Annotated in this window: 24 protein-coding genes; 15 read left to right on the top strand and 9 right to left on the bottom strand. The window is 63.2% G+C overall.

Annotation, left to right across the window (positions count from 1 at the left end):
• Nucleotides 1-27 precede the first annotated feature (27 nt).
• The 4 genes from JHL16_RS24590 (at nucleotide 28) to JHL16_RS24575 (ending at nucleotide 4288) form a co-directional block, all read left to right on the top strand.
• Nucleotides 28-681 carry a hydrolase gene (locus JHL16_RS24590; RefSeq protein ID WP_200189534.1) on the top strand — a complete coding sequence of 218 codons (654 nt, stop codon included), beginning with the start codon at nucleotides 28-30 and terminating at the stop codon, nucleotides 679-681.
• 410 nt (nucleotides 682-1091) lie between these two features.
• Entirely contained in the window at nucleotides 1092-2054 is a 963-nt protein-coding gene (dusA, locus tag JHL16_RS24585; RefSeq protein ID WP_246771272.1) for a tRNA dihydrouridine(20/20a) synthase DusA, read from the top strand.
• A gap of 70 nt (nucleotides 2055-2124) precedes the next feature.
• A complete protein-coding gene (locus JHL16_RS24580; RefSeq protein WP_200187539.1) occupies nucleotides 2125-3237 on the top strand; it encodes an autotransporter outer membrane beta-barrel domain-containing protein in 1113 nt (370 codons plus the stop codon).
• Between the two features lie 118 nt (nucleotides 3238-3355).
• On the top strand, nucleotides 3356-4288 hold the full coding sequence (locus JHL16_RS24575; protein ID WP_200187538.1) for a hypothetical protein: 933 nt from the start codon (nucleotides 3356-3358) through the stop codon (nucleotides 4286-4288).
• Between the two features lie 67 nt (nucleotides 4289-4355).
• Here JHL16_RS24575 and JHL16_RS24570 read toward each other — a convergent pair whose 3' ends face one another.
• The 4 genes from JHL16_RS24570 to cobS form a co-directional block, all read right to left on the bottom strand.
• Nucleotides 4356-4565, bottom strand: a complete 210-nt coding sequence (locus JHL16_RS24570; RefSeq protein ID WP_137855811.1) for a cold-shock protein — start codon at nucleotides 4563-4565, stop codon at nucleotides 4356-4358.
• A gap of 80 nt (nucleotides 4566-4645) precedes the next feature.
• Nucleotides 4646-4882: a DUF1289 domain-containing protein gene (locus JHL16_RS24565; protein ID WP_200187537.1), complete on the bottom strand. Its 237-nt coding sequence runs from the start codon at nucleotides 4880-4882 to the stop codon at nucleotides 4646-4648.
• A gap of 104 nt (nucleotides 4883-4986) precedes the next feature.
• The gene (locus JHL16_RS24560; RefSeq protein ID WP_200187536.1) at nucleotides 4987-5538 is read right to left on the bottom strand and encodes a retropepsin-like aspartic protease family protein; all 552 of its coding nucleotides are present in this window, start codon (nucleotides 5536-5538) and stop codon (nucleotides 4987-4989) included.
• A gap of 206 nt (nucleotides 5539-5744) precedes the next feature.
• Nucleotides 5745-6542 (bottom strand): adenosylcobinamide-GDP ribazoletransferase, encoded by a 798-nt coding sequence (gene cobS / locus JHL16_RS24555; RefSeq protein WP_200187535.1) that lies wholly within the window; start codon nucleotides 6540-6542, stop codon nucleotides 5745-5747.
• A gap of 66 nt (nucleotides 6543-6608) precedes the next feature.
• Between cobS and cobT the strand changes: the two genes are divergently transcribed.
• On the top strand, nucleotides 6609-7634 hold the full coding sequence (gene cobT, locus JHL16_RS24550; RefSeq protein ID WP_200187534.1) for a nicotinate-nucleotide--dimethylbenzimidazole phosphoribosyltransferase: 1026 nt from the start codon (nucleotides 6609-6611) through the stop codon (nucleotides 7632-7634).
• Nucleotides 7635-7790: 156 nt separating this feature from the next.
• Here cobT and JHL16_RS24545 read toward each other — a convergent pair whose 3' ends face one another.
• Entirely contained in the window at nucleotides 7791-9299 is a 1509-nt protein-coding gene (locus tag JHL16_RS24545; RefSeq protein WP_200187533.1) for a sensor histidine kinase, read from the bottom strand.
• Nucleotides 9300-9458: 159 nt separating this feature from the next.
• Here JHL16_RS24545 and JHL16_RS24540 point away from each other — a divergent pair, with 159 nt between their 5' ends.
• From JHL16_RS24540 to JHL16_RS24530, 3 genes are all read left to right on the top strand, one after another.
• Nucleotides 9459-10058, top strand: coding sequence for a uracil-DNA glycosylase family protein (locus tag JHL16_RS24540; protein WP_348647278.1), 600 nt, complete (start codon nucleotides 9459-9461; stop codon nucleotides 10056-10058).
• A gap of 50 nt (nucleotides 10059-10108) precedes the next feature.
• On the top strand, nucleotides 10109-11200 hold the full coding sequence (locus tag JHL16_RS24535) for an Mrp/NBP35 family ATP-binding protein (protein ID WP_200187531.1): 1092 nt from the start codon (nucleotides 10109-10111) through the stop codon (nucleotides 11198-11200).
• Nucleotides 11201-11302: 102 nt separating this feature from the next.
• On the top strand, nucleotides 11303-12034 hold the full coding sequence (locus JHL16_RS24530; RefSeq protein ID WP_200187530.1) for a hypothetical protein: 732 nt from the start codon (nucleotides 11303-11305) through the stop codon (nucleotides 12032-12034).
• 63 nt (nucleotides 12035-12097) lie between these two features.
• On the opposite strand, the gene JHL16_RS24525 is transcribed toward JHL16_RS24530, so the two are convergent.
• From JHL16_RS24525 to JHL16_RS24515, 3 genes are read right to left on the bottom strand one after another with little or no spacing between them, the layout of a single operon-like run.
• Nucleotides 12098-12721: a glutathione S-transferase family protein gene (locus tag JHL16_RS24525; RefSeq protein WP_200187529.1), complete on the bottom strand. Its 624-nt coding sequence runs from the start codon at nucleotides 12719-12721 to the stop codon at nucleotides 12098-12100.
• 13 nt (nucleotides 12722-12734) lie between these two features.
• Complete coding sequence (locus JHL16_RS24520; RefSeq protein ID WP_246771271.1) at nucleotides 12735-13742, bottom strand: universal stress protein; 1008 nt, start codon at nucleotides 13740-13742, stop codon at nucleotides 12735-12737.
• Nucleotides 13743-13780: 38 nt separating this feature from the next.
• On the bottom strand, nucleotides 13781-15331 hold the full coding sequence (locus JHL16_RS24515) for an SLC13 family permease (RefSeq protein ID WP_200187528.1): 1551 nt from the start codon (nucleotides 15329-15331) through the stop codon (nucleotides 13781-13783).
• Between the two features lie 83 nt (nucleotides 15332-15414).
• Here JHL16_RS24515 and JHL16_RS24510 point away from each other — a divergent pair, with 83 nt between their 5' ends.
• From JHL16_RS24510 to JHL16_RS24480, 7 genes are all read left to right on the top strand, one after another.
• Entirely contained in the window at nucleotides 15415-16833 is a 1419-nt protein-coding gene (locus JHL16_RS24510; RefSeq protein WP_200187527.1) for a M20/M25/M40 family metallo-hydrolase, read from the top strand.
• A complete protein-coding gene (locus tag JHL16_RS24505; RefSeq protein ID WP_200187526.1) occupies nucleotides 16830-18227 on the top strand; it encodes a M20/M25/M40 family metallo-hydrolase in 1398 nt (465 codons plus the stop codon). The genes JHL16_RS24510 and JHL16_RS24505 overlap by 4 nt, the downstream gene beginning before the upstream one ends.
• A 225-nt stretch (nucleotides 18228-18452) precedes the next feature.
• Nucleotides 18453-19043: a DUF4956 domain-containing protein gene (locus tag JHL16_RS24500; protein ID WP_200187525.1), complete on the top strand. Its 591-nt coding sequence runs from the start codon at nucleotides 18453-18455 to the stop codon at nucleotides 19041-19043.
• On the top strand, nucleotides 19021-19848 hold the full coding sequence (locus JHL16_RS24495; protein ID WP_200187524.1) for a polyphosphate polymerase domain-containing protein: 828 nt from the start codon (nucleotides 19021-19023) through the stop codon (nucleotides 19846-19848). The genes JHL16_RS24500 and JHL16_RS24495 overlap by 23 nt, the downstream gene beginning before the upstream one ends.
• Nucleotides 19845-20774 (top strand): esterase-like activity of phytase family protein, encoded by a 930-nt coding sequence (locus JHL16_RS24490; RefSeq protein ID WP_246771156.1) that lies wholly within the window; start codon nucleotides 19845-19847, stop codon nucleotides 20772-20774. The genes JHL16_RS24495 and JHL16_RS24490 overlap by 4 nt, the downstream gene beginning before the upstream one ends.
• A gap of 44 nt (nucleotides 20775-20818) precedes the next feature.
• Nucleotides 20819-21445 (top strand): DUF47 domain-containing protein, encoded by a 627-nt coding sequence (locus JHL16_RS24485; RefSeq protein WP_200187523.1) that lies wholly within the window; start codon nucleotides 20819-20821, stop codon nucleotides 21443-21445.
• A 10-nt stretch (nucleotides 21446-21455) separates the two neighbouring features.
• Nucleotides 21456-22574: an inorganic phosphate transporter gene (locus tag JHL16_RS24480; protein ID WP_200187522.1), complete on the top strand. Its 1119-nt coding sequence runs from the start codon at nucleotides 21456-21458 to the stop codon at nucleotides 22572-22574.
• Nucleotides 22575-22578: 4 nt separating this feature from the next.
• Here JHL16_RS24480 and JHL16_RS24475 read toward each other — a convergent pair whose 3' ends face one another.
• On the bottom strand, nucleotides 22579-23340 hold the full coding sequence (locus tag JHL16_RS24475; protein ID WP_200187521.1) for a helix-turn-helix domain-containing protein: 762 nt from the start codon (nucleotides 23338-23340) through the stop codon (nucleotides 22579-22581).
• Nucleotides 23341-23365 lie beyond the last annotated feature (25 nt).

Below are 23365 nucleotides of genomic sequence, written 5' to 3'. Positions count from 1 at the left end.
CTCGCGGCAGAAAAGGAAGTCTTGATGATGACCCATCGTAACGGCCTTGATTCGCTCCTTCGTCCAGAAGATTCGGTCCTCGTTCTGATCGATCACCAGCCTTATCAGCTCGCAAACCTCAACAGCCACGATCCGCACATGGTGGTCAACAATTCGACGGCGCTGGCGAAGGCCGCGAAGGTCTTCGGCGTTCCCACCATCCTGACGAGCGTGATCGCTGACCGGGGCGGTCTCATCTTCCCCCAGATCACGGATGTGTTTCCCGGCCAGAAGGTGATCGACCGGACATTCATCAACACCTGGGAGGACCAGAAGGTTGTGGACGCGGTCAAGGCGACGGGCCGTAAGCAGCTGATCATCGCCGGCCTGTGGACCGAGGTCTGCGTTGCGATGCCGACGATTCAGGCTCTCGGCGAAGGTTGGGACGTGACGGTCGTCACCGATGCGTCCGGCGGCACTTCGATCGAAGCTCACGAGGTCGCCATTCAGCGCATGATTGCGGCCGGCGCGAACATGGTGACGTGGCTGGTGGTCGCGTCCGAATGGCAGCGCGACTGGGCCCGCACAGAGCATGCCGCCGAGCTTTCGGAGTTGCTTGTGCAGCATGCGGCCGGCAGCGGCGTCGCTTATCTGTGGGAACAACAACTGCTCAATACGCCGGTGCCGAACGCCGCCGGCTGATCTCTGCCGGGGGATGGCCAGGATTTCGCTCTTCGATCGGCGTCATCCCTTTCCAGCAAGGCCGCCGTCCATGTCGGACGGCGGCCAAGCTGCTGACGAACGGCTCGTTGAAGACCTATCCAATAAAAAGAGACGAAATATCAAGAAGTTAAACTGGTTTCCATCCCCATGATGGATTGGGCATAGACCCTTTAAAACCGGGCTCTTTTTGATCGTGGGACGCCAAGTGGGATACCTGCATCCCAGGGCATTTGTCTGTATCCCAATCTGCCACCGGACAGTGTAAGAGGGCCCGGTGTTGTGGCTTTCTCAACCTGGCTGGAGTTTGTCGCAACACGGTTCAACAGGAACAAGCAATCGAATTAATGACAACGGCAAGTCATTCGCAACACCGATTTTCCGTCGCCCCGATGATGGACTGGTCTGACCGCGCGTGTAGGTTTTTTCACCGCCAGATGACCCGCCATGCCTTGCTCTATACCGAGATGGTGACGGCCCAGGCCATCCGCCATGGCGATCGCGAGCACCTCATCGGCTTCGACCCGCGTGAGCAGCCGGTGGCGCTTCAGATCGGCGGCAGCGATCCAAAATTGCTGGCGGAGGCCGCCAGGTGGGGTGAGGATTTCGGCTACTGCGAGGTCAACCTCAATGTCGGCTGCCCCTCGGACCGCGTTCAGGAAGGCCGCTTCGGCGCCTGCCTGATGGCCGAGCCCCAGCTCGTCGCCGACTGTGTGGCCGCGATGCGCCAGGCCGTCCGGGTTCCCGTCACGGTCAAATGCCGGATCGGCATCGACGACCAGGACGAGGATGAGGATCTCGACCGGTTCATCCGTACCGTTTCGGCGACAGGGTGCTCGACCTTCGTCATCCACGCCCGCAAGGCCTGGCTCCAGGGCCTGTCGCCCAAGGAGAACAGGGAGGTTCCGCCGCTCAATTACGAGCGCGTGTACCGGATCAAGAAGGCCTGGCCAGGGCTCGTCATCGTCATCAATGGCGGCATTGTCACGCTCGACGAGGCGGAGGCCCATCTGGCCCACGTCGACGGCGTCATGCTGGGCCGCGCCGCCTATCATACGCCCTGGATCCTCTCTGGCGTCGATCAGCGCTTTTTCGGCACGCCGGCGTCTTCGCTGACCCGCGCCGATGTGGTGGAGCGGATAAAACCCTATATTTCGGCCGAGCTTGCGCGCCAGCCGGGGCTTGCGCGCATGACACGCCATATTCTGGGCCTCTATCATGGCGAGCCGGGCGGACGGGTCTGGCGTCGGGTTCTCTCGGAGAACGCCCATCGCCGCGGCGCCGGCCTCGAGGTCCTCGATCAGGCCCTGGCGGCGGTGACGGAACAGGCGCATCGCCTCATGGCGGCGGAGTGATCTTGGCTTGCCACAAGGCCCCGAACAGGTGTTAATGCCCCCGGTAGGGCGTTATTTGCTGGACCGGGGCATGAAAAAGCAAGTTTCACTCGTCGCTCTTTCGGGAGCATTGCTGTTTTTGCCGTCTTTGCTTGCGAGCGAAGCGCGGGCGCAATCCTGTGAGAACATTTCCGGTGAGAATGAGGTCTCCAACGACGAAGTCACCGGCTGCCTGAAGCCCGTCGTCAATTACCGCTCGCTGATCAATGTGTCGGATATCGTGCGCCGCGTCGTCGCCGGCGAGCTCGTCGGGCAAGGCGAGCCCGAGCCTGCCGGCCTTCTGCTCGATAGGCCGGAAGATGTTGCCGCCCGACTGGCCGGCGGCGATATCGCCGTCGAACCCACGGCCGACGTCGTGACGGCTCCCGCCGCGCAACGGAAATGGAATGCCTGGATCGACGGCAAATACAGCTGGATCGAAGGCAGCGACGATCTCGACGGCAGCAAAGGTCCGCTGATCAACGCCATGGCCGGCATCGATTACCGGCTGAGCGATCGCGTCGTGCTCGGCCTCATCGGAACCTACGAGGACTCGCGGCTCAAGACCCAAGGCATATTGCCGATCAAGCAGACGACCGAGGGCTTCGGCGGTGGCGCCTATACCGGCATCACCGTGACGCCGAACATCGTCTTCAGCGGCATCGCGCTCTATAGCGGCATCGAAACCGAGGTCGATTATTCGGGCTTCGGCTCAGGCAAGACGGATTCAGACCGCGTGCAATTGTCCAGCGCCTTCACCGGCTACTGGTATTTCGGCACCACGCGCTTGTCGCCTTCCGTGACACTCGCCTGGTCGAAGGAATGGCAGGACGAATATACCAACAACATCAATCCGGCGCAGACTTTCGAGACCGGCGTGCTCACCGGCGGAACGGTGCTGGGCCACACTTTCGCACTTTCGGGTACGACATCGGTCGAACCCTGGGCCGGCGCCTTTCTCGATTATACGTTCCTGAATGAGACGCATACCGATGGGCTCGGCACCGACAGCATCGACGAGCAGGCGGATCTGCGTCTTCAATTGGGTCTCAATCTCAATCTGGCCAGCAATGTGCAACTGGTGCTCACCGGCGAGACCGCGGGCCTCATCGTCGATGAGACCGACAGCTATGCCGGCGAAGCCAATCTCGCCATTCAGTTCTAAGCCAATGAAAAGGCTTGTGGCGGCGATGCTACTCGCCGGGGGGTTATTCGCGTCGCCGGCCGGGGCCAGTGTTTCCTGTGAGACCGGAACAAGTCTCGTCTGCACCGATCCTGCTTTGATGGCGCTCAATGAGGAGCTGGCGGCGCGCGAGGAACTGCTGGCCAAGGCTGCGATGCATCAGGCCTTCCGCAGCGAGCTCGAGGCGGCGAATGACGAATGGCAAGCGGCTCTCGACGATTGCTCTCAGGCCGGCAATGCCGCCGCCTGCTATCAGAAGCGCCTCACCCAGCGGATCGCCATATTGGTGTTGCTGAACCGCCTCTTCGCCGGCCCGCATCTGCCTGGCGATGCGGTCAAAGCCTGTACGGCCCGCGGCCAGGCCTTCGGATCCTGCTATGACAATCTCTTCGCCGCCGCCGACACGGTCTATGCGATAACCGCGCGCGCCTTCGAGACGTCGCTTGCCGCAGTCAACATCCAGACGCCCACAGCTCCCGATGGCGGTGGCCAGGCTTCAACCGCCGAGGATACGTTCCGGGCGTGGCGCACGGCCGAATGCACCGCGCTGAATCAGAGCCCGATGGTGGACAAGGCCGGCGGGGTCATCGCCTGTCAGATCGAGCTCACCTGGAGAGAGCTGACGACGCTTGCGGCGCTCCTTGGACGCAAGCCGCATTGGTCGGAACGGGTCATGGATTACGCGCCGGCTTTCCGGGCCTGCCTCGACAAGGGCCGCGAGGAAGATGTCGATCTGCGCATCATCGACGTCTTTCCGGACGGCGGTGGCGAGATCATCCGTCTGATGGGATCGCGTGGGCGCTATGACTGCGCCGCGGTGGCGGCGACCGTGTCGTCCTTCACACCGACAGCCGGCCGGATACCGCGGCCCGGCGAAGCCGAGGCAATTTTCGTTCCGGTCCAGGGACAAAGACGTCCTGAAATTGTACTGGCAAGTCCAGGCGGTAAGCCGGCGGACTGCTACGAGACGCAAGCCATCATCGCCGCAGAAGCCAGGCTTTCGGGTTGGATTGCGGTCTCGCTATGCGATTGAGCCTTGACGGCTCAATAAAGAAATCCGGCAAAGCGCGAGAACTTTGCCGTCTAAGTGCTAGTCGTACTTAAAGCGGCTTGAGATTGACGGCGGAACTCTTGCCCCGCTTAGGATCCTGTTGCAGCTCGAAGGAAATTTTCTGACCTTCATTGAGCCCGGTTAAACCCGAGCGCTGCACTGCCGAAATATGTACAAATACGTCAGCTCCCCCACTGTCCGGCTGTATGAAGCCGAAGCCCTTGGTGGTGTTGAACCATTTAACCGTGCCAACCGGCATATTCGTCCTCCACTCCTTCACAGCCACAGGGCTGCGACGGGCGCTAAGATAAGGGAATTTTCGAACAGTGCAACTCGATACTATTCGAAACCCAATCGCCCCCGCCGCCCGCCTTTCCGGCGTTTGCGCAATGTGAGCGTGCTGACCCGCTCCGGCAAGGCGGCCATGATCTGAAGCCGATCGGCGGAAGTCATGCCGAGCCAGCCTCCGATTTCCCCGCGCGTCCTGCCGCAGCCGACGCAAAACCCGGTCTCCGGGTCGATGACACACACCTTGATGCAGGGTGTTTCGATCTCTTGCGATATCAGCGCGTTCATAGGGGCAGGATAGGCTCGTCGGATGGGGCCACAGGCATGGAAAGCGGCATCGTTCTGCTGGAAAACGCCATGCGCATCAAGGGCTGAATTCAACTGAAGGGGATCTAATCGCGCAGATAGAGCACGCCGTTCTCGATCTTGAAACTGGAGAGGCGGCCGAGGAAACTCATGCCGAGGAGCGATCCCCGCATGGCGCCTTCCGGCAGCACCAGCCCGTCCACGTCGCGGACGCGGACGTTGTCCACCTCGACACGGCGCAGCGTGACCCGGGCGGCCTTCACCACGCCATTGGCGGTGCTGATCGGAATGTCGAAGTCGAGCCCGCGCGGCCGCAAGCCCACTTTTTCGGCATCCTCATAGGAGAGCGCCACGCCGGTGGCCCCGGTATCGACCATGACCGCGATCGTTGAGCCATTGATGTCGGCTTCGGTGACATAGTGGCCGTTGCGGTCGGCTTTGAGCTCGGTCGCGCTGAGAAGCTGCGGCATGTCGAGCGTGGGCCGCAAGCCTTGGATCGTCGGCTGCACGCTGAAGGCTTCGAGACCCGCGGCGGCGGCGAGCACCGCGATGATCGGCAAGGCCAAGGAGCGCCGGCTGATGAAGCCTGTGGCGATCAGCAGGGCGGTCAGCAAGGCGAAACCGGTGATCCAGATCATCGTTCCTCGACAGCTGTGGCAGGCGGAATGGCTAGATCACGATCACATTAGGTCGGACTGACCTAATGTGATGAACGTGATCGAAATCCTAAATATGGCGCGTGATCGGACGGAAAACCGGTGCCCACTTTTCCTGATCACGCGCTAGTCTTGCGCAGCCTCTGATCAACGACCGGTAAAGGCGAAAGTCCTGTGCGATTCTGTGGTTAAGAAAGGCTTGCCGCGGCTGTGACAATCATCGCCGTCTCGCTCAGGAACTGCAGCGCTCCGCAGGTGTCGCCGCTATGGCCGCCGATCTGGCGCAGGCTCAGAGACCGGAAAAGTGCCGCCACCAGGGCGCCGGCGCCGATGATCAGGAGCGCCGGGACGAGGCCCTGGGTCAGGAGAAGCAGGATCAGCGCAATAACGCCCCCGGAGATCAGCGCGCTCCTGGCGGTGAAGTCGGAGGGCTGGCCGGCCGCATGGGCGACGCCGTCTCGGCGGGCCGGCGGCGTCGAGGCCATGAACCAGACGATGCTGGCACGGGACACGGCGCCCGTGGCGGCCAGCAGCGCCACGATATGCAGCACCGAGAGGTCGGTCAGGGCGGCAAGGCTCGCCGTCTTGACGAGGAGCCCCAGCACCAGGGCCAGCACCCCATAGGTGCCGATATGGCTGTCGCGCATGATGGCGAGCTTGCGGTCGAGGTCGCGCCCGCCGCCGAAGCCGTCGGCGGTGTCGGCGAGGCCGTCCTCATGCAGCGCCCCCGTAGCGACGGCGAGGGCGGCGAGGGCCAGGCCGGCGGTGACAAGATCCGGCAGCCCGAGGGCGGCGAGGGTCGCGAGCAGGAGCCCCGCCACCGCCCCGATCAGGGCGCCGGCCCAGGGAAAGGCCCGCATCGCATCGGCGAGCGTCGTGAAAGGCAGGCCGGACGGCATCGGCAGACGGGTCAGAAAGCCGAGGCACGTGACGAGATCGGCGGCCCAGCCTTTTGCAATGTCGGTTCCGGAGCTACGTGAAGCCATGGCGTAGTCATTATGCGGCGGCTATGAGCTACGCAACATTCCCGATACGCCACGACAGGAAAAAAGATGAACGCAACGACCGGCCTGCCTTTTGACGATTTCCGCCGCCTTCTCGAGGATATGCCGGCCCCGGACGAGGAAGCGGCGGCGGCGGTCCGGGCGCGTGACGGCAGGCTCACCAAGCCGCCGGGGGCGCTCGGCCGAATGGAGGAGATCGCCGTCTGGCTGGCCCGCTGGCAGGGCCGCCATGCGCCCCGGGTGGAGCGTCCGGTCGTTGCCGTCTTTGCCGGCAACCACGGTGTGGTGAATCAGGGCGTGGCCGCCTATCCCCAGGCCGTCACCCAGCAGATGGTGGCCAATTTCCAGGCCGGCGGGGCGGCGGTGAATCAGATCTGCAAGAGCTTCGATCTGGGGCTCAAGGTCTTCGAACTCGCCCTGGAGACGCCGACCGGCGACATCACCGAGGCCGCCGCGATGGAAGAGGCCGAATGCGCCGCGACCATGGCCTATGGCATGGAGGCGGTCGCCGGCGGCGCCGACCTTCTCTGCATCGGCGAAATGGGCATCGGCAACACCACCATCGCGGCCGCCATCTGCCACGCGCTCTATGGCGGAACGGCGGAGGAGTGGGTGGGACCCGGCACCGGCGTCGACGGCGAAGGGCTCAAACGCAAGGCCGACGCGGTGCGCCGTGCCGTCGCCTTTCATGGCGGCCATCTGAAGGATCCCCTCGAGGTGCTGCGCCGGCTCGGCGGGCGCGAGCTCGCCGCCATGGCCGGGGCGATCCTCGCGGCACGTCATTCCAAGGTGCCGGTGCTCATCGACGGTTATGTCGCGAGCGCCGCCGCCGCCATCCTGCATGCGCTCGATCCCCGGTCTCTCGACCATTGCCTCGCCGCCCATTGCTCGGCGGAGCCAGCCCATCGCCGGCTCCTGAAACACCTCGGCCAGGAGCCCTTGCTCGATCTCGGCATGCGGCTGGGCGAAGGGTCGGGCGCGGCTTTGGCCGCCGCCCTCGTCAAGGCCGCTGCCGATCTCCATAACGGCATGGCGACTTTCGAGAGTGCCGGCGTCAGCGACAAGGAAGGGTAGAGCGTCGGGCCGGGCGGCTTGCATTCTCGGACGCAATCGTCGGATGGTACGGAAGACGGCAATCCGCTGTTCCGCGATTTTCGCGAAATTCCCTGTAGATTCCTGCAGATCCGCTGCTAATCCGCTGCAAATTCCGCTGTTGTTTACAGGGGAATATCAGCCGGTGATGGCGATCAGCTTGCGCTGGCTGGGCGTGGCGGCGGCGGGCTCGGAGACGACACCGGCGCGCGGTCCGCTCATGACCCGGGCCGCCGGGAAGATCACGGTCGCCTCGGTGCCGAGACCCGGCTTGCTGCGCAGCACGAACGAGCCGCCATGCATGGTGATCAGTCCCTTGACGATGGGCAGGCCGAGACCGGCGCCGTCGACGGCTTTCTTCACCGCGAGCGAGCCGCGCGAGAAGGCCTCCATGGCGGTGGCGATTTCCTCTTCCGGCATGCCGGGACCGTTGTCGATGACGCTGACCGAGATCTCGCCGCTGTCGCGCTGGCGGACTCTGACGCCGATGCGGCCGCCATTGGGCGAGAACTTCGCGGCGTTGGACAAGAGATTGATCCAGATCTGCCGCACCGCGCGGCGGTCGGCCATGACCTTCGGCAGATTGGCCGGGATGTCGAAATCGAGCGTCTGCGACTTCTCGGTGAGCTTGAAGGAGACGAAGTTCCGCACGTCCTCGAGTGTCTCGGCGACAACGAGCGGCTCGGCATTGAGATCCCGGCGGCCCGCTTCGATGCGGGTCAGGTCGAGAATGTCGTTGACGAGGCTGAGCAGGTAGCTGCCGGAGTCATGGATGTCGTTGGCATAATTTTTGTAGGCGGCGACCTCGTGACGGCCGAACATCTCGCGGCCGATGATTTCCGAGAAGCCGAGAATGGCGTTGAGCGGCGTGCGCAGCTCATGGCTCATGGTGGCGAGGAATTGCGACTTGGCTTTGCTCGCCTCCTCGGCGCGCAGCTTCTCGCGCAGCGCCTCGGCCCTGGCGATCTCGGAGCGGTCACGCTCGGCCATGAGCTTGGTGACGAGTTCTTCCTTCTGCGCCTTGAAGATCAGCATGTCGCGCGCCGTTTCCTGCAGCTTGCGGGCGACGAGCACGAAGAAGATCTGACAGCCGATGGCGAGCGCGCCGAGGCCGGCATAGAGATAACCGGTCTCGGTGAGGCAGCGCAACGCCAGGGCGAAGGTCATCAGACCGGTGCCGGCAATGATGATCGGCATGAAATTCGCCGAGATCATGATGCGCGCCGCGACCATCGCGATGAGGCTGGCGACGATGTAGACATGCTGCAGGTCGCTGGCATTATTCCACAGCAGGAAGAGTGGGGTCGACCAGCAGGCCGCGGCGAGGAATTCGCTCGCCGACAGAATGCCGAGCCACTCGGTGAACTGGGATTTCTTGGGTTGCGCCCTCAGATAGAGACGGCACAGGACATATTGGATGATCTGGCAGCCGAGCGCGCTGGCGAACCAGGCCAATGATTGCTGCCAGGGCGTCCATTGCAGCGTCATCAGCGCGAAAAGCGCGGCGAAGAACGGCAAAGCGAGAACGACCCTGATCTGATTCTGAACGAACAGAGTGAGAAGATCGCGCTCCCACGGAAGGGTCTCGCCGTCGGCGATGACGACATCGTCGGTGGCAGGAGCTGTCGTTGCATCCGTTATCTGCATGGCGGCCTGTCGATCACCCAGTGTGGAGCGTCGCTCCGCGCTGGCGGAGATACGCTTTCGTCGTCCCATGCACAGGATAAGAAACGCGGCTTAAAACCCCCTTCGCGAAAACACTAAAAATGCGCTTATGTATTAACTATGCCGGAGAGCCTCGCCAAGTTGAGCGCCCGTATGAGGGCCTGCCGTATCTGCATCGAAACGCCGAAAGGCCGTCCATTGCCGCATGCGCCGCGCCCGGTTTTCCAGGCCGGTTCAACGGCCAAGGTCCTGATCGCGGGGCAGGCGCCGGGAACCCGTGTTCATGCCTCCGGGCGGCCCTTTACCGATCCCTCCGGCGTCAGGTTGCGGCAATGGCTCGGCATGGACGAAACTCTCTTTTATGATGAACGCAAGGTTGCGCTCGTTCCCATGGGCTTCTGCTTCCCGGGCCAGGACGCCAAAGGCGGCGATCTGCCGCCGCGCCCGGAATGCGCGCCGGCCTGGCGCGCGACGCTGCTCGCGCATCTGAAGAACGTCGAGCTGATCGTGTGTCTGGGCCGCCCGGCGCAGCTCTGGCATTTGGGCGAGCTTGCCGGCGCCGATCTGACCGCCGCGGTGCGGAACTGGCGGCAAGCCTATGCGCTCACCCCGCGCATATTGCCGCTGCCGCATCCATCCTGGCGCAACAATGCCTGGCTCAACCGGAATCCCTGGTTTGCCGAGGAGCTTCTGCCGGTGCTGCGCCGGGACGTGGCAGACCTCTTTCGCAAGCATGGGTAGGTCTGACTTTGGCGTTTTATCTTTGGCGGAATTTGTTCTAAGCGGGACCCATGGAACAGATTACACGCGACCAGATTCTGGCGGCACTCGGCAAGCTCTCCCTCCCGGGCGGCGGGCGGAGTATTGTCGAGGCAGGTCTCATCAGCGACATCGTCATCGCCAACAACCGGGTGATGTTCGCGATCACCGCAGACCAGGCCAACATGTCCGCGATGGAGCCGTTGCGCCGCGAGGCGGAGCGTATCGTCGCCGGCCTGCCCGGTGTCGAGAAGGCGATGGTGGCCCTGACCGCCGAGCGCAAGCAGGCTCCGCCCAAGACCGCCAATCTGAAAGCCGGAATTCCGGGCTTACGCCATATCGTGGCGGTGGCCTCGGGCAAGGGCGGCGTCGGCAAATCGACCATGGCCGTCAATCTGGCTTTGGCGCTCAAGGCCAATGGCCTGCGGGTCGCCGTTCTCGATGCCGATGTCTATGGGCCGTCGCTGCCGAAACTGCTCGGCATCATGGGCAAGCCCAAGGCCGCCGACATGGAAGGCAAGCTCATGCAGCCGATGGAGGCCTATGGCCTCAAGGTGATGTCGATGGGGTTCCTGGTGCCGGAGGACACGCCGATGATCTGGCGCGGCCCGATGGTGATGTCGGCCCTGATGCAGATGTTGCGCGATGTCACCTGGGGCGAGATCGACATCATGATCGTCGACATGCCGCCGGGCACTGGCGATGCGCAGCTCACCTTGGCGCAGCAGACGCCTTTGTCGGGTGCCGTGATCGTGTCGACGCCCCAGGATCTGGCCCTGCTCGATGCCCGCAAAGGCCTCAATATGTTCCGGAAAGTCAGCGTGCCGGTGCTCGGCATCATCGAGAATATGAGCTACTTTATCTGTACCAAATGTGGCGAACGTCATGAGATTTTCGGCCATGGCGGGGCGCGCGCGGAGGCGCAACGCCTGGGCGTGCCGTTCCTCGGCGAGGTGCCGCTCGACATGGAGGTGCGGGCGCGTTCGGATGCCGGCGAACCCATCGTGGCGACTTTGCCGGATGGCCCGCATGCCGCCATTTTCCGGAATATCGCCCGCGAGGTGTGGGCCGGGATCGAGGCTGGAACTGGCCGGAAAACCCCGCGTATCGTCATCGAGGACTAGCCCTCTATGTCCCGATTAAGCTTGATATTAGCGGCCGGTAACGCAAGATTTACCATATGTTCGCATAAACTGGTCGAGTAGAGCAGTCGGGAAGGGCCAATCATGTCGAAACTGATGATCATCCTGGGCATCATCGTCGCCGCAGCAGGCGCGGTGTTGGGGGCGCTCATCTATGTTTCCCCGGGCGAGATGCAGGTCCGCGGACTGACGTATGATGTCGCCTCAGTGTTGCTGGTGGGCGGTCTTGGCCTCGTCGGCCTGGGGGGCGTGATCGCCGCTATGGAGAAGACGACTGCCGCCACGCGCGAGCTGCGCGACTGGCTGACCGGCCAGGACGGTGGTCAGGTCGTCGCTGCCGCTGCCGCGGCTACCGCCGCTGTCACGGCGGATGCAGGTACGTCCGAGTTCAGCGCCGACGCCGTAACACCGCCGCCCTTTACCGTGCCGACCCCGGAGCCCGCTTCCTCGGTGACCAAGTTCGAGAAGCTGGTCGAGGAATCGCGGGTGAGCACCGACCGCGCCGTCGCCGAGACGCGCGAGACGATCGCCGCCATCGACAAGGCGAACAGCGAATTGAAGCAGGCCTTGGGCGATGAGACCGAGCCTGCGGCCGAGCCGCCGGCGGCGCCGGCCCCCGAGGCCGCGGCCGAAGCGACCGAGGAAGTCGAGGATACTCAGCTCTTCGTCGTCGAGGAGCGCTTGATCCGCGGCCGTCCGGCGCGCGTCCTGTCGGACGGCACCGTCGAGGCGGAAACCGACGATGGCTGGATGCGTTTCGAGAATCTCGAGCACCTCGAGGAATATCTCGACGCCATGTCGCCTGGGCAGGCCTGATTCAGGCCTTAAGCATGATCCGGAAAAGTGCGAAGCGGTTTTCCGGAAGGATCATGCGCAGCTTTAGATGCCGCGCGGCATCAGCTCATAGGGTGGCTTCCAGCCGGGAAGCGCCCTGATCCGGTCGAGCCACTTCATCACATGGATGTGCTCTTGGAGCGGCACCGGTATCTCCTCGCCATAGAAGAGATAGCCGCATAGCGAAAAATCGGCGATGGTGGCGCGCTTGCCGATGATGAAGGGCTGGCCGGCCAGATGCTGGTCGACGATTTTCAGCGCCGAGATCACCCGTGGACGCAGAAATTCAGTCACCGGCGTTTCACCGGTCTTGGTGAAATTGATCATGAATCTGAGCGTCGCCAGATAGCTCGTGAATTTGTGGTTGTCGAACAGGATCCAGCGCCAGACCTCGCGCCGCTCGTCCTCGCTCTTAGGCCCGAATTTCCGCGTCTGCTCGGCGAGGTAATCCAGGATGACGCCCGATTGCGTGAGCTTCAGTCTCTTGTGGCCGAGAATGGGGACCTCTCCCATTTCATTGGTTCCAGCGCGGAATTCCGCCTGGCGCGTCTCGCCGTTGAAATAATCGACCCAGACCGGCGACCAGTCGCAGCGGGACAGCTCGAGCATCAACGCCGCCTTGTAGGCGTTGCCTGACTCGCCGAAGCAATGAAGCGTGTATTCCGACATCCGTAGACCCGTCCTATCTGACGTCAAGAACGCTGGTGCGGGCACCACGCACCACAGCGCTCGCCGTCGATCCCTTGAAAATGCGTTCGAGCCGCGAGCGGCCTTCATCGGTCACCACGATGATCCGGTAGCTTGATCCGGTCTCGATGATCTCCTCGACCGTATCGCCGACCGCGGTGCGTGTGTCGGTGACGGTGATCTTCATCGCCTTGAGCAGCGCCTTGGCATTGGCGACGGCCTCTTCCGCCGCCGGCCGCGCCGCTTCGTCCGGGGCCACGGAGAACAGGGTGATGGAAGCGCCTTGCATATGGGCGAGAACGGCGGCTCTTCGCACCGCCTGCATCGAGCGCGACGACCCATCGGTGCAGATGAAGAAGCCTTCCTTGTCGAGGCTGGGGCGCGCCACCAGCACCGAGCAGGACGCATGCGTCACCACCTCCTGGACGACGCCGGTGCCGAACCAGGCCTTGAACTCGCTGCGCCAGCGTGACGGCTCGCCCAGGATCATGAGATTGTAAGGACCGAGCTCATATTGATCGAGAATGCCGTGGCCGGCGTCGGGCGCCGTCTTGAGCTTGAGCACGACGCTCTGGCCCTTGGGGCTTTTGTATTCCACCTTGGTGTCGCCGGCAGGGTCGCCCCAGGCATCCTGGTGGCTCGCTTCCTGCGGCCAGCTTTCGACGTCGATGCCTTCCTCTTTCAGGATCTCGAGCGACCGCTTGAGGTCGCGCACGCCGGGCAGCTCGAAGCCCGATTCCATCATGTTCTGGCGCGCGATGCGCAACTGCAGGCCACCCGACCACAAGGCCTGGTCGATCGGGCGCACATAGAGAACGATGATGTCGCATTCCTCGTTGACCGCGAGCCGGGCGGCGAAAGTGACGGTTATGAAGGATTCCTCCGTACCGTCGATGCAGGCGAGGATGCGGAAACGGTTGCGCCGCTGCTGACGCAGATTGTGCAGCGTCTTCTGGACCGCGCGTTCCTGCCGGTCGCTGAGCTTGGTGCGCGTGAACAGCATCTTCAAGGCGGGGCCGACTCCTCTTGGCTCGCTTTATTCTATCGCGCGATGAAGGGCCAATAAAGGCTCGCGAGCGCCAGGAGGATGATGACCGAGACGACCATCATGCGCGAGCCGATGGTGAAGAAGTCGCGGCCCTTGAGGTAGCCGGAGGCATAGATGATGGTGAAAGCGGGCTGCGCCGCCGGTGTCAGGTAGCCGAAAGCCGACGAGATGGCGGTGATGAAACCGGCGATGATCGGATCCTGTCCCGCCACATGGGCGGTATTGAGCACGATCGGACCGAGTACCGCGACGGCGGCGCCCGCCGTCATCGTGTTCGAAACGCCGATGGTGAGGAGCGAAATGGCGGTGTTGAAGCCGAGGCCGCTGCCGGCGCCGATATTCTCCAGAAGATCGAGGAAGCTCTTGGCCACCCAGTCGGCGGCCCCGGTTTCGGTCATTTCGACGCCGAGCGAGATCGCCGCCGCGTAAAGGAGGACGACGCCCCAGTTGACGCCGGAATTGATGTCCTCCCAGCGCACCAGGCCGAGGACCAGGAAGGCGGCGACGCCCAGCAGCGCGATGACGCCGAGGCCCAATTGCTCCGACAGGAAGATCCAGCCCAGGATGGTCAGGCAGAAGATCAGGATGGTGAGCCAGCCCGAGGGCTTGAGCGGCCCATCCATGATGACCTGGGTCCGGAGCCTGGAGACGGCCCGCGACATGTCTGTCGTTTCCGGCTTGAAGGTGAAGACCAGGAGCGCCGCCACGATCGGCAGCCGGATCAGGAACATCGGGAAGGCATAGATTGCCCAGGTCAGGTAATCCATGAGATAGCGCCGGGTCTCCGGGCTCAGGGGATCGTAGAACAGGTCTTTCCAATAGGAGATGATGATGGCGTTGCGCGCCCCGCCGGAAGGGGTCGCGACGCCCGCGATCGAGCAGCCATAGGCGATCGAGAACAGGATGACGGCGGCGAGATTGTGGACCTTCTTGGGGTCCTGCGAGGTGAGCGTGATGAGCGTCACGCCCACCGGGAGCATCATCGCGGCGACGGTGTGCTCGCCGATGAAGGCGGCGATGGTGCCGCAGACCGCGGTGATGCCGAAGCTGATCCAATAGACGTTGGTGCCGGTCATCTGCACGATCGCCCAGGCGATGCGCTTGTCGAGGCGTTGCTTGACGATGGCGACCGCCAGCATCAGTGAGCCCATGATGAACAGCACCGAATCGGTCATCAGGCTCTGCGCCACCTTGGTCGGATCGACCTTGAGGAGCACCACCTGGCCGATGATGATGAGCAGCGGCACGGTGGGCAGCGGCACCGCCTCGGTGACGAACAGGATGGTCGCCATGATCGACATCGCCAGCACGATCTGGCCTTCCTCGGTGAGGCCCTCGGGCGTCGGCGCGATCATCAGGAGGAAGCCGACCAGCATGGATATGAAGAACCAGCGTCGGGTCCAGAAAAAATTGAGGTCGACATTCTGGCGGACGATCAGATAGCGCTGGTAGCCGCGGCGCTGGAAGCGGGTCAGCCGCTGGCTCGCTTCATGCGCCTGCAGGCTGTCGCGCGGAAGGGAGAAAGTGGCAGCCGCTTGCGTCATTCCACGGCCCTTGCCGAAGGATTGTGGCGCATGAGAGACTGCATGGTATCCCGCTTTGGAAAATTGGCCTTCAGGTTTTGTAGATGAAGAATATTGAAGATGTTTTGCAGGGCATCGACGGCGCCCTGGATGAAAGTGTCGCGCGCCTTTTCGAGCTGCTCCGTTACCCTTCGGTCGGCACCGACCCGGCCTATCACGGCGCCTGCCGTGACGCGGCGGCATGGCTCAAGCGGCTTCTCGCCGAAATGGGCTTCAAGGCGCGCCTGGACAAGACCACCGGCCAGCCGGTCGTCGTGGCTGAATATGCGCCCAAGGGCTTGCCGTCCCATGCGCCTCGCATCCTGTTCTACGGGCATTACGATGTTCAGCCACCCGACCCGTTGGACTTGTGGGAGAGCCCGCCGTTCGAGCCTCAACTGCGCAAGGGTACGGATGGTGAGGAGCGCATTTTTGCCCGCGGAGCCGTTGACGACAAGGGCCAACTGATGACCTTCCTGGAGGCCAGCCGGGCCTGGATCAAGGCCAAAGGCGGCTTGCCGTTTCATCTCACCGTGCTGCTCGAAGGTGACGAGGAGGGCGATTCGACCCATCTCGACCGCTATGTCGCCGAGAATCGCGCCAAGCTCAAATCCGACGTCGTCTTCATCTGCGACACCGGCATGTGGGACGCCAAGACGCCGGCCATCATCACCCGGCTGCGCGGCTGCATCGCCGAGGAGATCGTCATTTCGGGCCCCTCCAAGGACCTGCATTCGGGCTATTATGGCGGCGCCGCGCGCAACCCCATCAGGGTCCTGACCAAGATCCTCGGCGAGTTGCATGACGGCAATGGCAAGGTGACGCTGCCGGGTTTTTATGATGGCGTCGACCCGGTGCCGGCCTCGACCCGCCGGCAATGGAAGTCGCTCAACTTCCCCGCGAAGAAATATCTGAAGGGCGTCGGCCTTTCGATCCCGGCCGGTGAGAAGGGCTATGCGGTCTATGAGCAGATCTGGAGTCGGCCCACCGCCGAGATCAACGGCATCTATTCGGGCTATACCGGGGCGGGCTCCAAGACGGTGCTGCCCGCCGAGGCGATGGCCAAGCTCACTTTCCGTCTGGTCGGCCGCCAGACCCCGGCCCAGATCCGCAAAGGCTTGCGCCAGTTCGTCAAGGCGCGGCTGCCGGCTGATTGCAAGGTCCGCTACAAGTCGGAAGGGGGCGACTCGATGGCCGTGACGGTGGCCGAGACGAGCCCCTGGGTGCGCCTGGCACAGAACGCCCTCAAGCAGGAATGGGGCCGTGCGCCGGTGCTTATGGCGGAGGGCGCCTCGATCCCTGTCGTCGGCACCTTCAAGTCGCTGCTCAAAGTGGACAGCCTGCTGATCGGCTTCGGGCGTGAGGATGACGGTGCCCACAGCCCGAACGAGAAATATGACGTCACGAGTTTCCGCAAAGGCATCAGGAGCTGGGCCCGCATCATTGCCGGCCTCGCCGACCAACAGGAGCGTCCCAAATCATGACCGACATCAATGCCGTCCTCGGCGCCGCCGACCGGGCGCTCGACCAGAGTCTCGACCGCTTGTTCGATCTCGTCCGCATTCCCTCGATCTCGACCGACCCGGCCTACAAGGCGGATTGCCGGCGCGCCGGCGAGCGCATCGTTGCTGATCTTTCCGCCCTCGGCTTCTCCGCCTCGCTGCGCGATACGCCCGGCCATCCCATGGTGGTGGCGCATTTCGAGCCTAAGGACGCTTCTGCCAAGCTGCCGCATTTTCTTTTCTACGGCCATTACGACGTCCAGCCGCCCGACCCCCTCGACAAATGGACCACGCCGCCCTTTGAGCCCCAGAAACGTACCGGCAAGGACGGGGTGGTGCGCCTCTATGGCCGCGGCACCGCCGACGACAAGGGCCAGCTTCTGACCTTCGTCGAGGCGATGCGGGCCTGGATCACCGCGACCGGAACGCTGCCGATCAAGGCGACTATTCTGATCGAGGGCGAGGAGGAATCGGGCTCGCCGAGCCTCATTCCGTTCCTGAAGGAGAACAAGGCCGAGCTCGCCTGCGACGCCGCTTTCGTCTGCGACACGAATATGTGGGACGCGAAGACGCCGGCCATCACCACCAGGCTGCGCGGCATGGTCAAGGACGAGATCACCATCACCGGGCCTCGCGTCGATCTTCATTCCGGCGCCTATGGCGGTCCTGCCGCCAACCCACTGCGTGTTCTCTCGAAGCTTTTGTCGAAGCTCCATGACAAGAACGGCAGGGTCACCATTCCGGGATTCTATGACGGCGTCAGCGATCTTCCCAAGGAGATGAAGGCGCAGTGGGGCAAGCTCAATTTCTCGGACAAGAAGTTCTTGAAGGAAGTCGGCTTGTCGGTGCCGGCGGGGGAGAAAGGAAAGGGCGTGCTGGAGCAGGTCTGGGCGCGCCCGACCGCTGAGGTGAATGGCATATGGGGCGGCTATAACGGGGCCGGCACCAAGACGGTTATTCCCTCCGAGGCCCATGCCAAGCTGACCTTCCGCCTCGTCGGCAAGCAGAATCCCCAGAAGATCCTGAAGGCGTTCCGCGCCTTCGCCAAGGCCGAGGTGCCGAAGGACTGCAAGATCGAGTTCGCCGCCTATGGCTCGGGAAGCCCGGCGACCGAGATCGCCGAAACCTCGCCCTTGATCCGCAAGACCGCCCAGGGGCTGAAGGAGGAATGGAAGCGCGACACGGCCCTCATCGGCTCGGGCGGCTCGATCCCGATCGTGCGCTATTTCAAGGACATTCTCGGCATGGACAGCGTGCTGGTCGGTTTCGGCCTCAATGACGACGCGCTGCACAGCCCGAACGAGAAATACAATCTCACCAGCTTCCATCGCGGCATCAGAAGCTGGGTGCGCATCCTGGCGGCCATCGGACGCTGAATAGCCCTTCCTATTCCGACCGTTTCAATCCGGAAACGGTCGGAATGACCCTGGGTTATGCCGGGCCTCGGCGGAAATATCCGCGTCATTCCCGCGGCATGCCTCTTTAAATAAATGTCATCCGGTCGTCATAATCGGCGAATGGCCGGGAATAGAACCCTGAATGCTCCGTTCTTCTCCTCGCGCGGCTGAAACGCGTGAGAAAGAATAGGAGTTCGAATGTCCATGTCCTCGCTTCAACAGATCCTTCAGGATCCGGTTCTATCGCAGGCGGTCAGGATAGGATTGAATCTCGTCGGGATGAGTGTGCTCGTCTTTGGGCTTTATTATCGCCGCTATCGCGACAAGGAGCTGGTTACCGCAGCGGCGTTGTTCAATGTCTTCATTTTCGCGGTCCTGACCATCCTCTCCTCGGTGAATTTCAGCGTGGCCGCGGGCTTCGGCCTGTTCGCCATCCTGGCGCTCTTCACCTTGCGTTCCGAGCCTCTGAGCAAGACCGAGATGACGTATTTCTTCGGCGCCGTCGCCATCGCGGTCATCACTTCCGTACAAGGAACGACGGTGCCATTCGCAGCATTGGCGGTGAGCTTCGTTCTCGCCGGCGCCTACGTCATCGACCACCCGAAGATTCTGCAATCAGTCTCGGGCGCAAAGGTCACGCTCGACAAGATCAACACCGATCTGCTGGCGGATCCCGCTGCGATGCGCGCCGAGTTGTCGGAGCGCCTCGGCGTCGCGGTCCTGTCCTACCAAGTGCTTCAGCTCGACTACATCACCGAAATGGCGAGGCTCAATGTCTATTATCGCACACGCTGACCTCTCACTGGGGCAGGGCTTCGATCCGATCAGCCTTGCCACGCTCAACGCCCGGGCGGAAATGCTGGAACGACTCGACAACAAATATGTGGTGAAGCGCGCCGTGCTGCAGTCTGCCGCCGCCGAGCTCGCCCGGCACTTCGACATCCTCGAGATCGCCGGCCGCCGCGCCTTCACCTACGAGACCTGCTACTTCGACGACCATGACCGGCGCAGCTATTTCGATCACCATCAGGGGCGCCGCCGGCGGGTGAAAGTGCGCATCCGTAAATATCTCGATGCGGCGCTGTGCTTCGTCGAGGTGAAGCTCAAGGACAAACGCGGCGTGACGGTGAAGAAAAGACTGCCTTACGCGCCGGAGAAATTCGGCCGGCTGGATGACGAGGCGCTTGCCTTCGTGCATCACGTCTATCGTGCTCTCTATGGCGAGTGTTTTCCCTATGAGCTGCAGCGCGTGATCGACATGCGTTATGTCCGCTTGACACTGGTGGCGAAGGAGGGCGGCGAGCGCATGACGATCGACAGTCGACTGCGTTTCTATGATCTGGGCTCCTATTACGCGGTCGACGACGACCAGTTCATTCTCGAGACGAAGTCGGCGCGCGGCAATGGTCTCGCCGACCGGGTGCTGCGGATGTTGCACCAGCATCCGACCAATCATTGCTCGAAATACTGCGCCGCGACCGCGTTGCTCAATCGCGATACCAAGAAGAACCGCTTCCTGCCGGCCTTGCGCAAGCTCGCGAGCCCCGGTCTGACATGCCTGAAACCGGCCGCTCGGCCCGAACTGGAGTTGTTGCAATGAACGCTAAGTACAAAATGATCATGGGCGGGCTCGCGCTGGCTGCTCTTGTCGTGACGTCGCCGGCCGGCGCCGAGCCGAAGCTGGAGGTGCTGGGCAAAACGGAAATCCCCGCGACCGGCAAGAACGGCGTTCTGGTCAATGAGCTCTCGGGCCTCGCCTGGGACGCGGATGAGAAGCTTCTCTATGCGGTCTCCGACGGCGGCGTCCTGCATCAGTTCCGCCTCCAGCTGGAAGGCGACAGGATCAGCGGCATCGAGCATGTCTTCTCGGCGCCCCTGGCGGCGCCGGCGGCCGGCAAGACGGTCACCAATGCCGAGGGGCTGGCGGCGCTCAATGGCGACGACGGCAAACCGGGCAACAGCGAGCTGCTGGTCGCCTTCGAGGACGGGCCGGCCATCGCGCGCTTCACGCCGCAAGGCCAATGGATCGCGGACATCACGCTGCCGGGCCCCCTGGCGGATGCCAAGAACTACGCCAAGAAGAACAGCCGGCTCGAATCCGTCGCCTTCGACAATACCCATGGCGTGCTGACGGCGCCGGAACGGCCCTTGCGTGGTGAGCCCGAGACGCTGCACAAGATCTATGCGGGCGACGGCGCGACCTGGGGTTTCGAGGCGGCCCAGCCCGATGGCCGGATCAAGGCGATCGAGACCATGGCTGACGGCAATCTCCTGGTGCTGGAGCGCACGGAAGGGGCCGACGGCGCCCGCGCGGCGCATCTGCGCTATCTCGATCTGGCGGTCTGCGCGGCCGGCGGTCAATGCGCCGCCCCCGACCTGTCGGCCACCCCCGATCCCCTCCTGATTGACAATTTCGAGGGGTTGGCCCGCCTCACCGGCAGCCTCTTCCTTATCGTCACCGATCGGACGAAGAAAGACGTGGAACCCACGCGCTTCGTGCTGTTCAAGCTCACCGACGCCAAGTAAGGACGGCCAATGACCCCACAATTTCCTGGTGTAAGGACTTAGCGATGTTCTCCCTTCAGACGATCTTCGGCTCCGGCAAGCAGTTCTATGAGCTCCTGGACGCCGCCGCCGTATCGGCTCATGACAGCGCCAAGGCCCTGCACGAGATGCTGGACCCTGCCTCGGGCGACAAGAGCCTGGATGCGATCAAGCTCGCCCGCCACCACCAGCGGGAAGCGACGAACCGGATCAGCCAGGCGCTGGTCGACAGCTTCATCACGCCCATCGAGCGCGAGGACATCGAGGAGCTGCGTGTGGCGCTCTACAAGATCTCCAAGCAGGTCGAGCGCTTCGCCGACCGCTATACCTTTGCGGCTCACCGGCTCGAAGGTGTCGATTTCGCGCCACGCGCCGCCATGCTGGAGAAGGCGACGCAGATCGTCCTCGACATGGTGCGGGAATTGCCGAAGCTCAAGCTCGAGACGATCAAGTCGCTCGACGACCGTCTACATGCGATCGAGACCGAGGCCGATCGCCTGCTGCTCGAGCTCTATCGCGAGCTCTATTCGGGTGACCTCGACGGCGCCCGCATGTTCCTGCTCAAGGAATTCTTCGAGATCCTGGAGAAGGCGATCGACCGCTGCCGCGACGCGGGCGCCATCGTCTATCAGGTCGCGTTGAAGAACAGCTGACGGCGCCCCCATGCTGATCCTCGTTCTGACCGTCGTGCTGATGGCGCTGGTCTTCGAATTCATCAACGGCTTCCACGACACGGCCAATTCCATCGCCACCGTGGTCGCCACCAAAGTCCTGTCGCCGGCCCAGGCCATCATGCTGGCGGCCGTCACCAATCTGATCGGCGCCTTCTGGGGCACGGCGGTGGCCAAGACCATCTCCTCGGGCCTGGTCGACACCGGCGTCGTCAATGTCAGCTTGCAGGTGATTCTCTGCGCGCTTCTGGGCGGCATCATCTGGAATCTCTTCACCTGGTGGCGCGGCCTTCCGTCGTCCTCCTCGCATGCGCTGATCGGTGGCCTGTGCGGCGCCGCCTTGGCCGCCGCCGACAACAACTGGGGCGCGCTCATCTGGTCCAAGACAGTCGGCGACTGGACGAAGAACGAAGGCCTCCTGTGGAAAGTGCTGCTGCCCATGGTGACGTCGCCGGTAGCGGGCTTCACGCTCGGCATCATCATGATGGTGGGTCTGTGGGCGCTCATCGCCGGCATGGCGAAAGCCGGTGGCCTGCTGGGGCGGCTAGCGCGACCGGTCTGGGTCAATGCCTTCTTCGGCAAGGCGCAGCTTGCTTCTGCCGCCTATATGGGACTCGCCCATGGCCGCAATGACGCGCAGAAGACCATGGGTATCATCGCGCTCGCTCTGCTGGGCGCGGAGAGCGCCGGTGCGCTGCAAGGCCTGCCGGAATGGGCGCGTTTCCTCGAGCCCGATCCCGGCAAGGACGGCATCGACAGCTGGATCATCGTCTCCTGCGCGCTGGTGATGGCGGCGGGCACCGCGGCCGGCGGCTGGCGCATCATCAAGACGCTCGGCCACAAGATGGTGAAGCTGCATCCGATCCATGGCTTCGCCGCCGAGACGAGCTCGGCGACGATCCTCACCGTGGCGGCGCATTTCGGCATGCCGGTCTCGACCACCCACAGCATCTCGACGGCGATCATGGGCGTCGGCTTCGCCAAGTCTTCACGCGCCCTCAAATGGACGGTGATCGAGCGCATCGTCTGGGCCTGGATCCTGACCTTCCCGGCGGCGGGCGGCCTCGCCTATGGCCTGCACTGGCTGCTGGAGCTCGTCGGCTGGAGTTGAACGATCACTTCGCGACGAAAAGCGCGAAGGGCTCTTCCAAGGCGCGTGTCACATAGGCCTTGTATTTGGCATAAAACGAATGGCCCTTCTCGACGCGGCCATAAGCGGGATTGCCGCCGAGCGTCTTGGCTGGAACCAGGATGATCGGCGTCGCAACCGGAGTCAGATGCATGCCGCGGCCGGACTGCAGCGTCGTCAATATGCCGAACATTTCGCCCGCGATGGTGGGACGCGAGATGATGACGAAGCGATATTGCCCGAGCTTGTTGGTGATGAGATAGATATAGCCCGACTGATGCGGGATCGACACATTGCCGTCCTGAGTGAAGGCGGCATCGACCCGCTCGCTCTCCTTGAAGGTGAGATGCGACTTTTCCTCGTTCCACGCGATGCAGGTCAGATAGGCGTAGATGGAATCGGGATTGGAGAAAGAGGGGCGGATCGTCACGTAGTCGCCCTCGATCCATGACACCGCCGGTCGCGCATAGGAGCCGAGATCTTCCGGCGCGATGCCGGTGAAGCGTGATGCGGCCGCGAGCTTGGCGGGTGTCGCCCGCCTGAGGGTGAGGCCCAGCGCCGCTTCGAGCCTGACGATGCTGGCGAGCGTGAAGGGGCGTTGCCCCGACAGCGCCTTCTCTAGTGTCGAGAGGCTGATCTTGGCCTGATCGGCGAGATATTGCCTTGTGATGCGGCGGCGGGCGAGCGCCTCGCGCACCATATCCGCCACGGCGTCGTTTTCTTCAGCCGAGAGGGTCTGGTCGGTCATCGGGCGGATGGAGCCTTAAGGGGAA

This window comes from Taklimakanibacter albus (genome assembly GCF_016595235.1).
Lineage (GTDB): Bacteria > Pseudomonadota > Alphaproteobacteria > Rhizobiales > Aestuariivirgaceae > Taklimakanibacter > Taklimakanibacter albus.
The sequence above is the reverse complement of the archived record's forward strand: the minus strand, read 5'-3'. Positions and strand labels throughout refer to the sequence as shown.

Coding starts and splice junctions, on each gene's coding strand:
- JHL16_RS24590 (WP_200189534.1), top strand. CDS start 28: ATGACCCATCGTAACGGCCTTGATTCGCTCCTTCGTCCAGAAGATTCG.
- dusA (WP_246771272.1), top strand. CDS start 1,092: ATGATGGACTGGTCTGACCGCGCGTGTAGGTTTTTTCACCGCCAGATG.
- JHL16_RS24580 (WP_200187539.1), top strand. CDS start 2,125: ATGAAAAAGCAAGTTTCACTCGTCGCTCTTTCGGGAGCATTGCTGTTT.
- JHL16_RS24575 (WP_200187538.1), top strand. CDS start 3,356: ATGGCGCTCAATGAGGAGCTGGCGGCGCGCGAGGAACTGCTGGCCAAG.
- JHL16_RS24570 (WP_137855811.1), bottom strand. CDS start 4,565: ATGCCGGTTGGCACGGTTAAATGGTTCAACACCACCAAGGGCTTCGGC.
- JHL16_RS24565 (WP_200187537.1), bottom strand. CDS start 4,882: ATGAACGCGCTGATATCGCAAGAGATCGAAACACCCTGCATCAAGGTG.
- JHL16_RS24560 (WP_200187536.1), bottom strand. CDS start 5,538: ATGATCTGGATCACCGGTTTCGCCTTGCTGACCGCCCTGCTGATCGCC.
- cobS (WP_200187535.1), bottom strand. CDS start 6,542: ATGGCTTCACGTAGCTCCGGAACCGACATTGCAAAAGGCTGGGCCGCC.
- cobT (WP_200187534.1), top strand. CDS start 6,609: ATGAACGCAACGACCGGCCTGCCTTTTGACGATTTCCGCCGCCTTCTC.
- JHL16_RS24545 (WP_200187533.1), bottom strand. CDS start 9,299: ATGCAGATAACGGATGCAACGACAGCTCCTGCCACCGACGATGTCGTC.
- JHL16_RS24535 (WP_200187531.1), top strand. CDS start 10,109: ATGGAACAGATTACACGCGACCAGATTCTGGCGGCACTCGGCAAGCTC.
- JHL16_RS24530 (WP_200187530.1), top strand. CDS start 11,303: ATGTCGAAACTGATGATCATCCTGGGCATCATCGTCGCCGCAGCAGGC.
- JHL16_RS24525 (WP_200187529.1), bottom strand. CDS start 12,721: ATGTCGGAATACACGCTTCATTGCTTCGGCGAGTCAGGCAACGCCTAC.
- JHL16_RS24520 (WP_246771271.1), bottom strand. CDS start 13,742: ATGCTGTTCACGCGCACCAAGCTCAGCGACCGGCAGGAACGCGCGGTC.
- JHL16_RS24515 (WP_200187528.1), bottom strand. CDS start 15,331: ATGACGCAAGCGGCTGCCACTTTCTCCCTTCCGCGCGACAGCCTGCAG.
- JHL16_RS24510 (WP_200187527.1), top strand. CDS start 15,415: ATGAAGAATATTGAAGATGTTTTGCAGGGCATCGACGGCGCCCTGGAT.
- JHL16_RS24505 (WP_200187526.1), top strand. CDS start 16,830: ATGACCGACATCAATGCCGTCCTCGGCGCCGCCGACCGGGCGCTCGAC.
- JHL16_RS24500 (WP_200187525.1), top strand. CDS start 18,453: ATGTCCTCGCTTCAACAGATCCTTCAGGATCCGGTTCTATCGCAGGCG.
- JHL16_RS24495 (WP_200187524.1), top strand. CDS start 19,021: ATGTCTATTATCGCACACGCTGACCTCTCACTGGGGCAGGGCTTCGAT.
- JHL16_RS24490 (WP_246771156.1), top strand. CDS start 19,845: ATGAACGCTAAGTACAAAATGATCATGGGCGGGCTCGCGCTGGCTGCT.
- JHL16_RS24485 (WP_200187523.1), top strand. CDS start 20,819: ATGTTCTCCCTTCAGACGATCTTCGGCTCCGGCAAGCAGTTCTATGAG.
- JHL16_RS24480 (WP_200187522.1), top strand. CDS start 21,456: ATGCTGATCCTCGTTCTGACCGTCGTGCTGATGGCGCTGGTCTTCGAA.
- JHL16_RS24475 (WP_200187521.1), bottom strand. CDS start 23,340: ATGACCGACCAGACCCTCTCGGCTGAAGAAAACGACGCCGTGGCGGAT.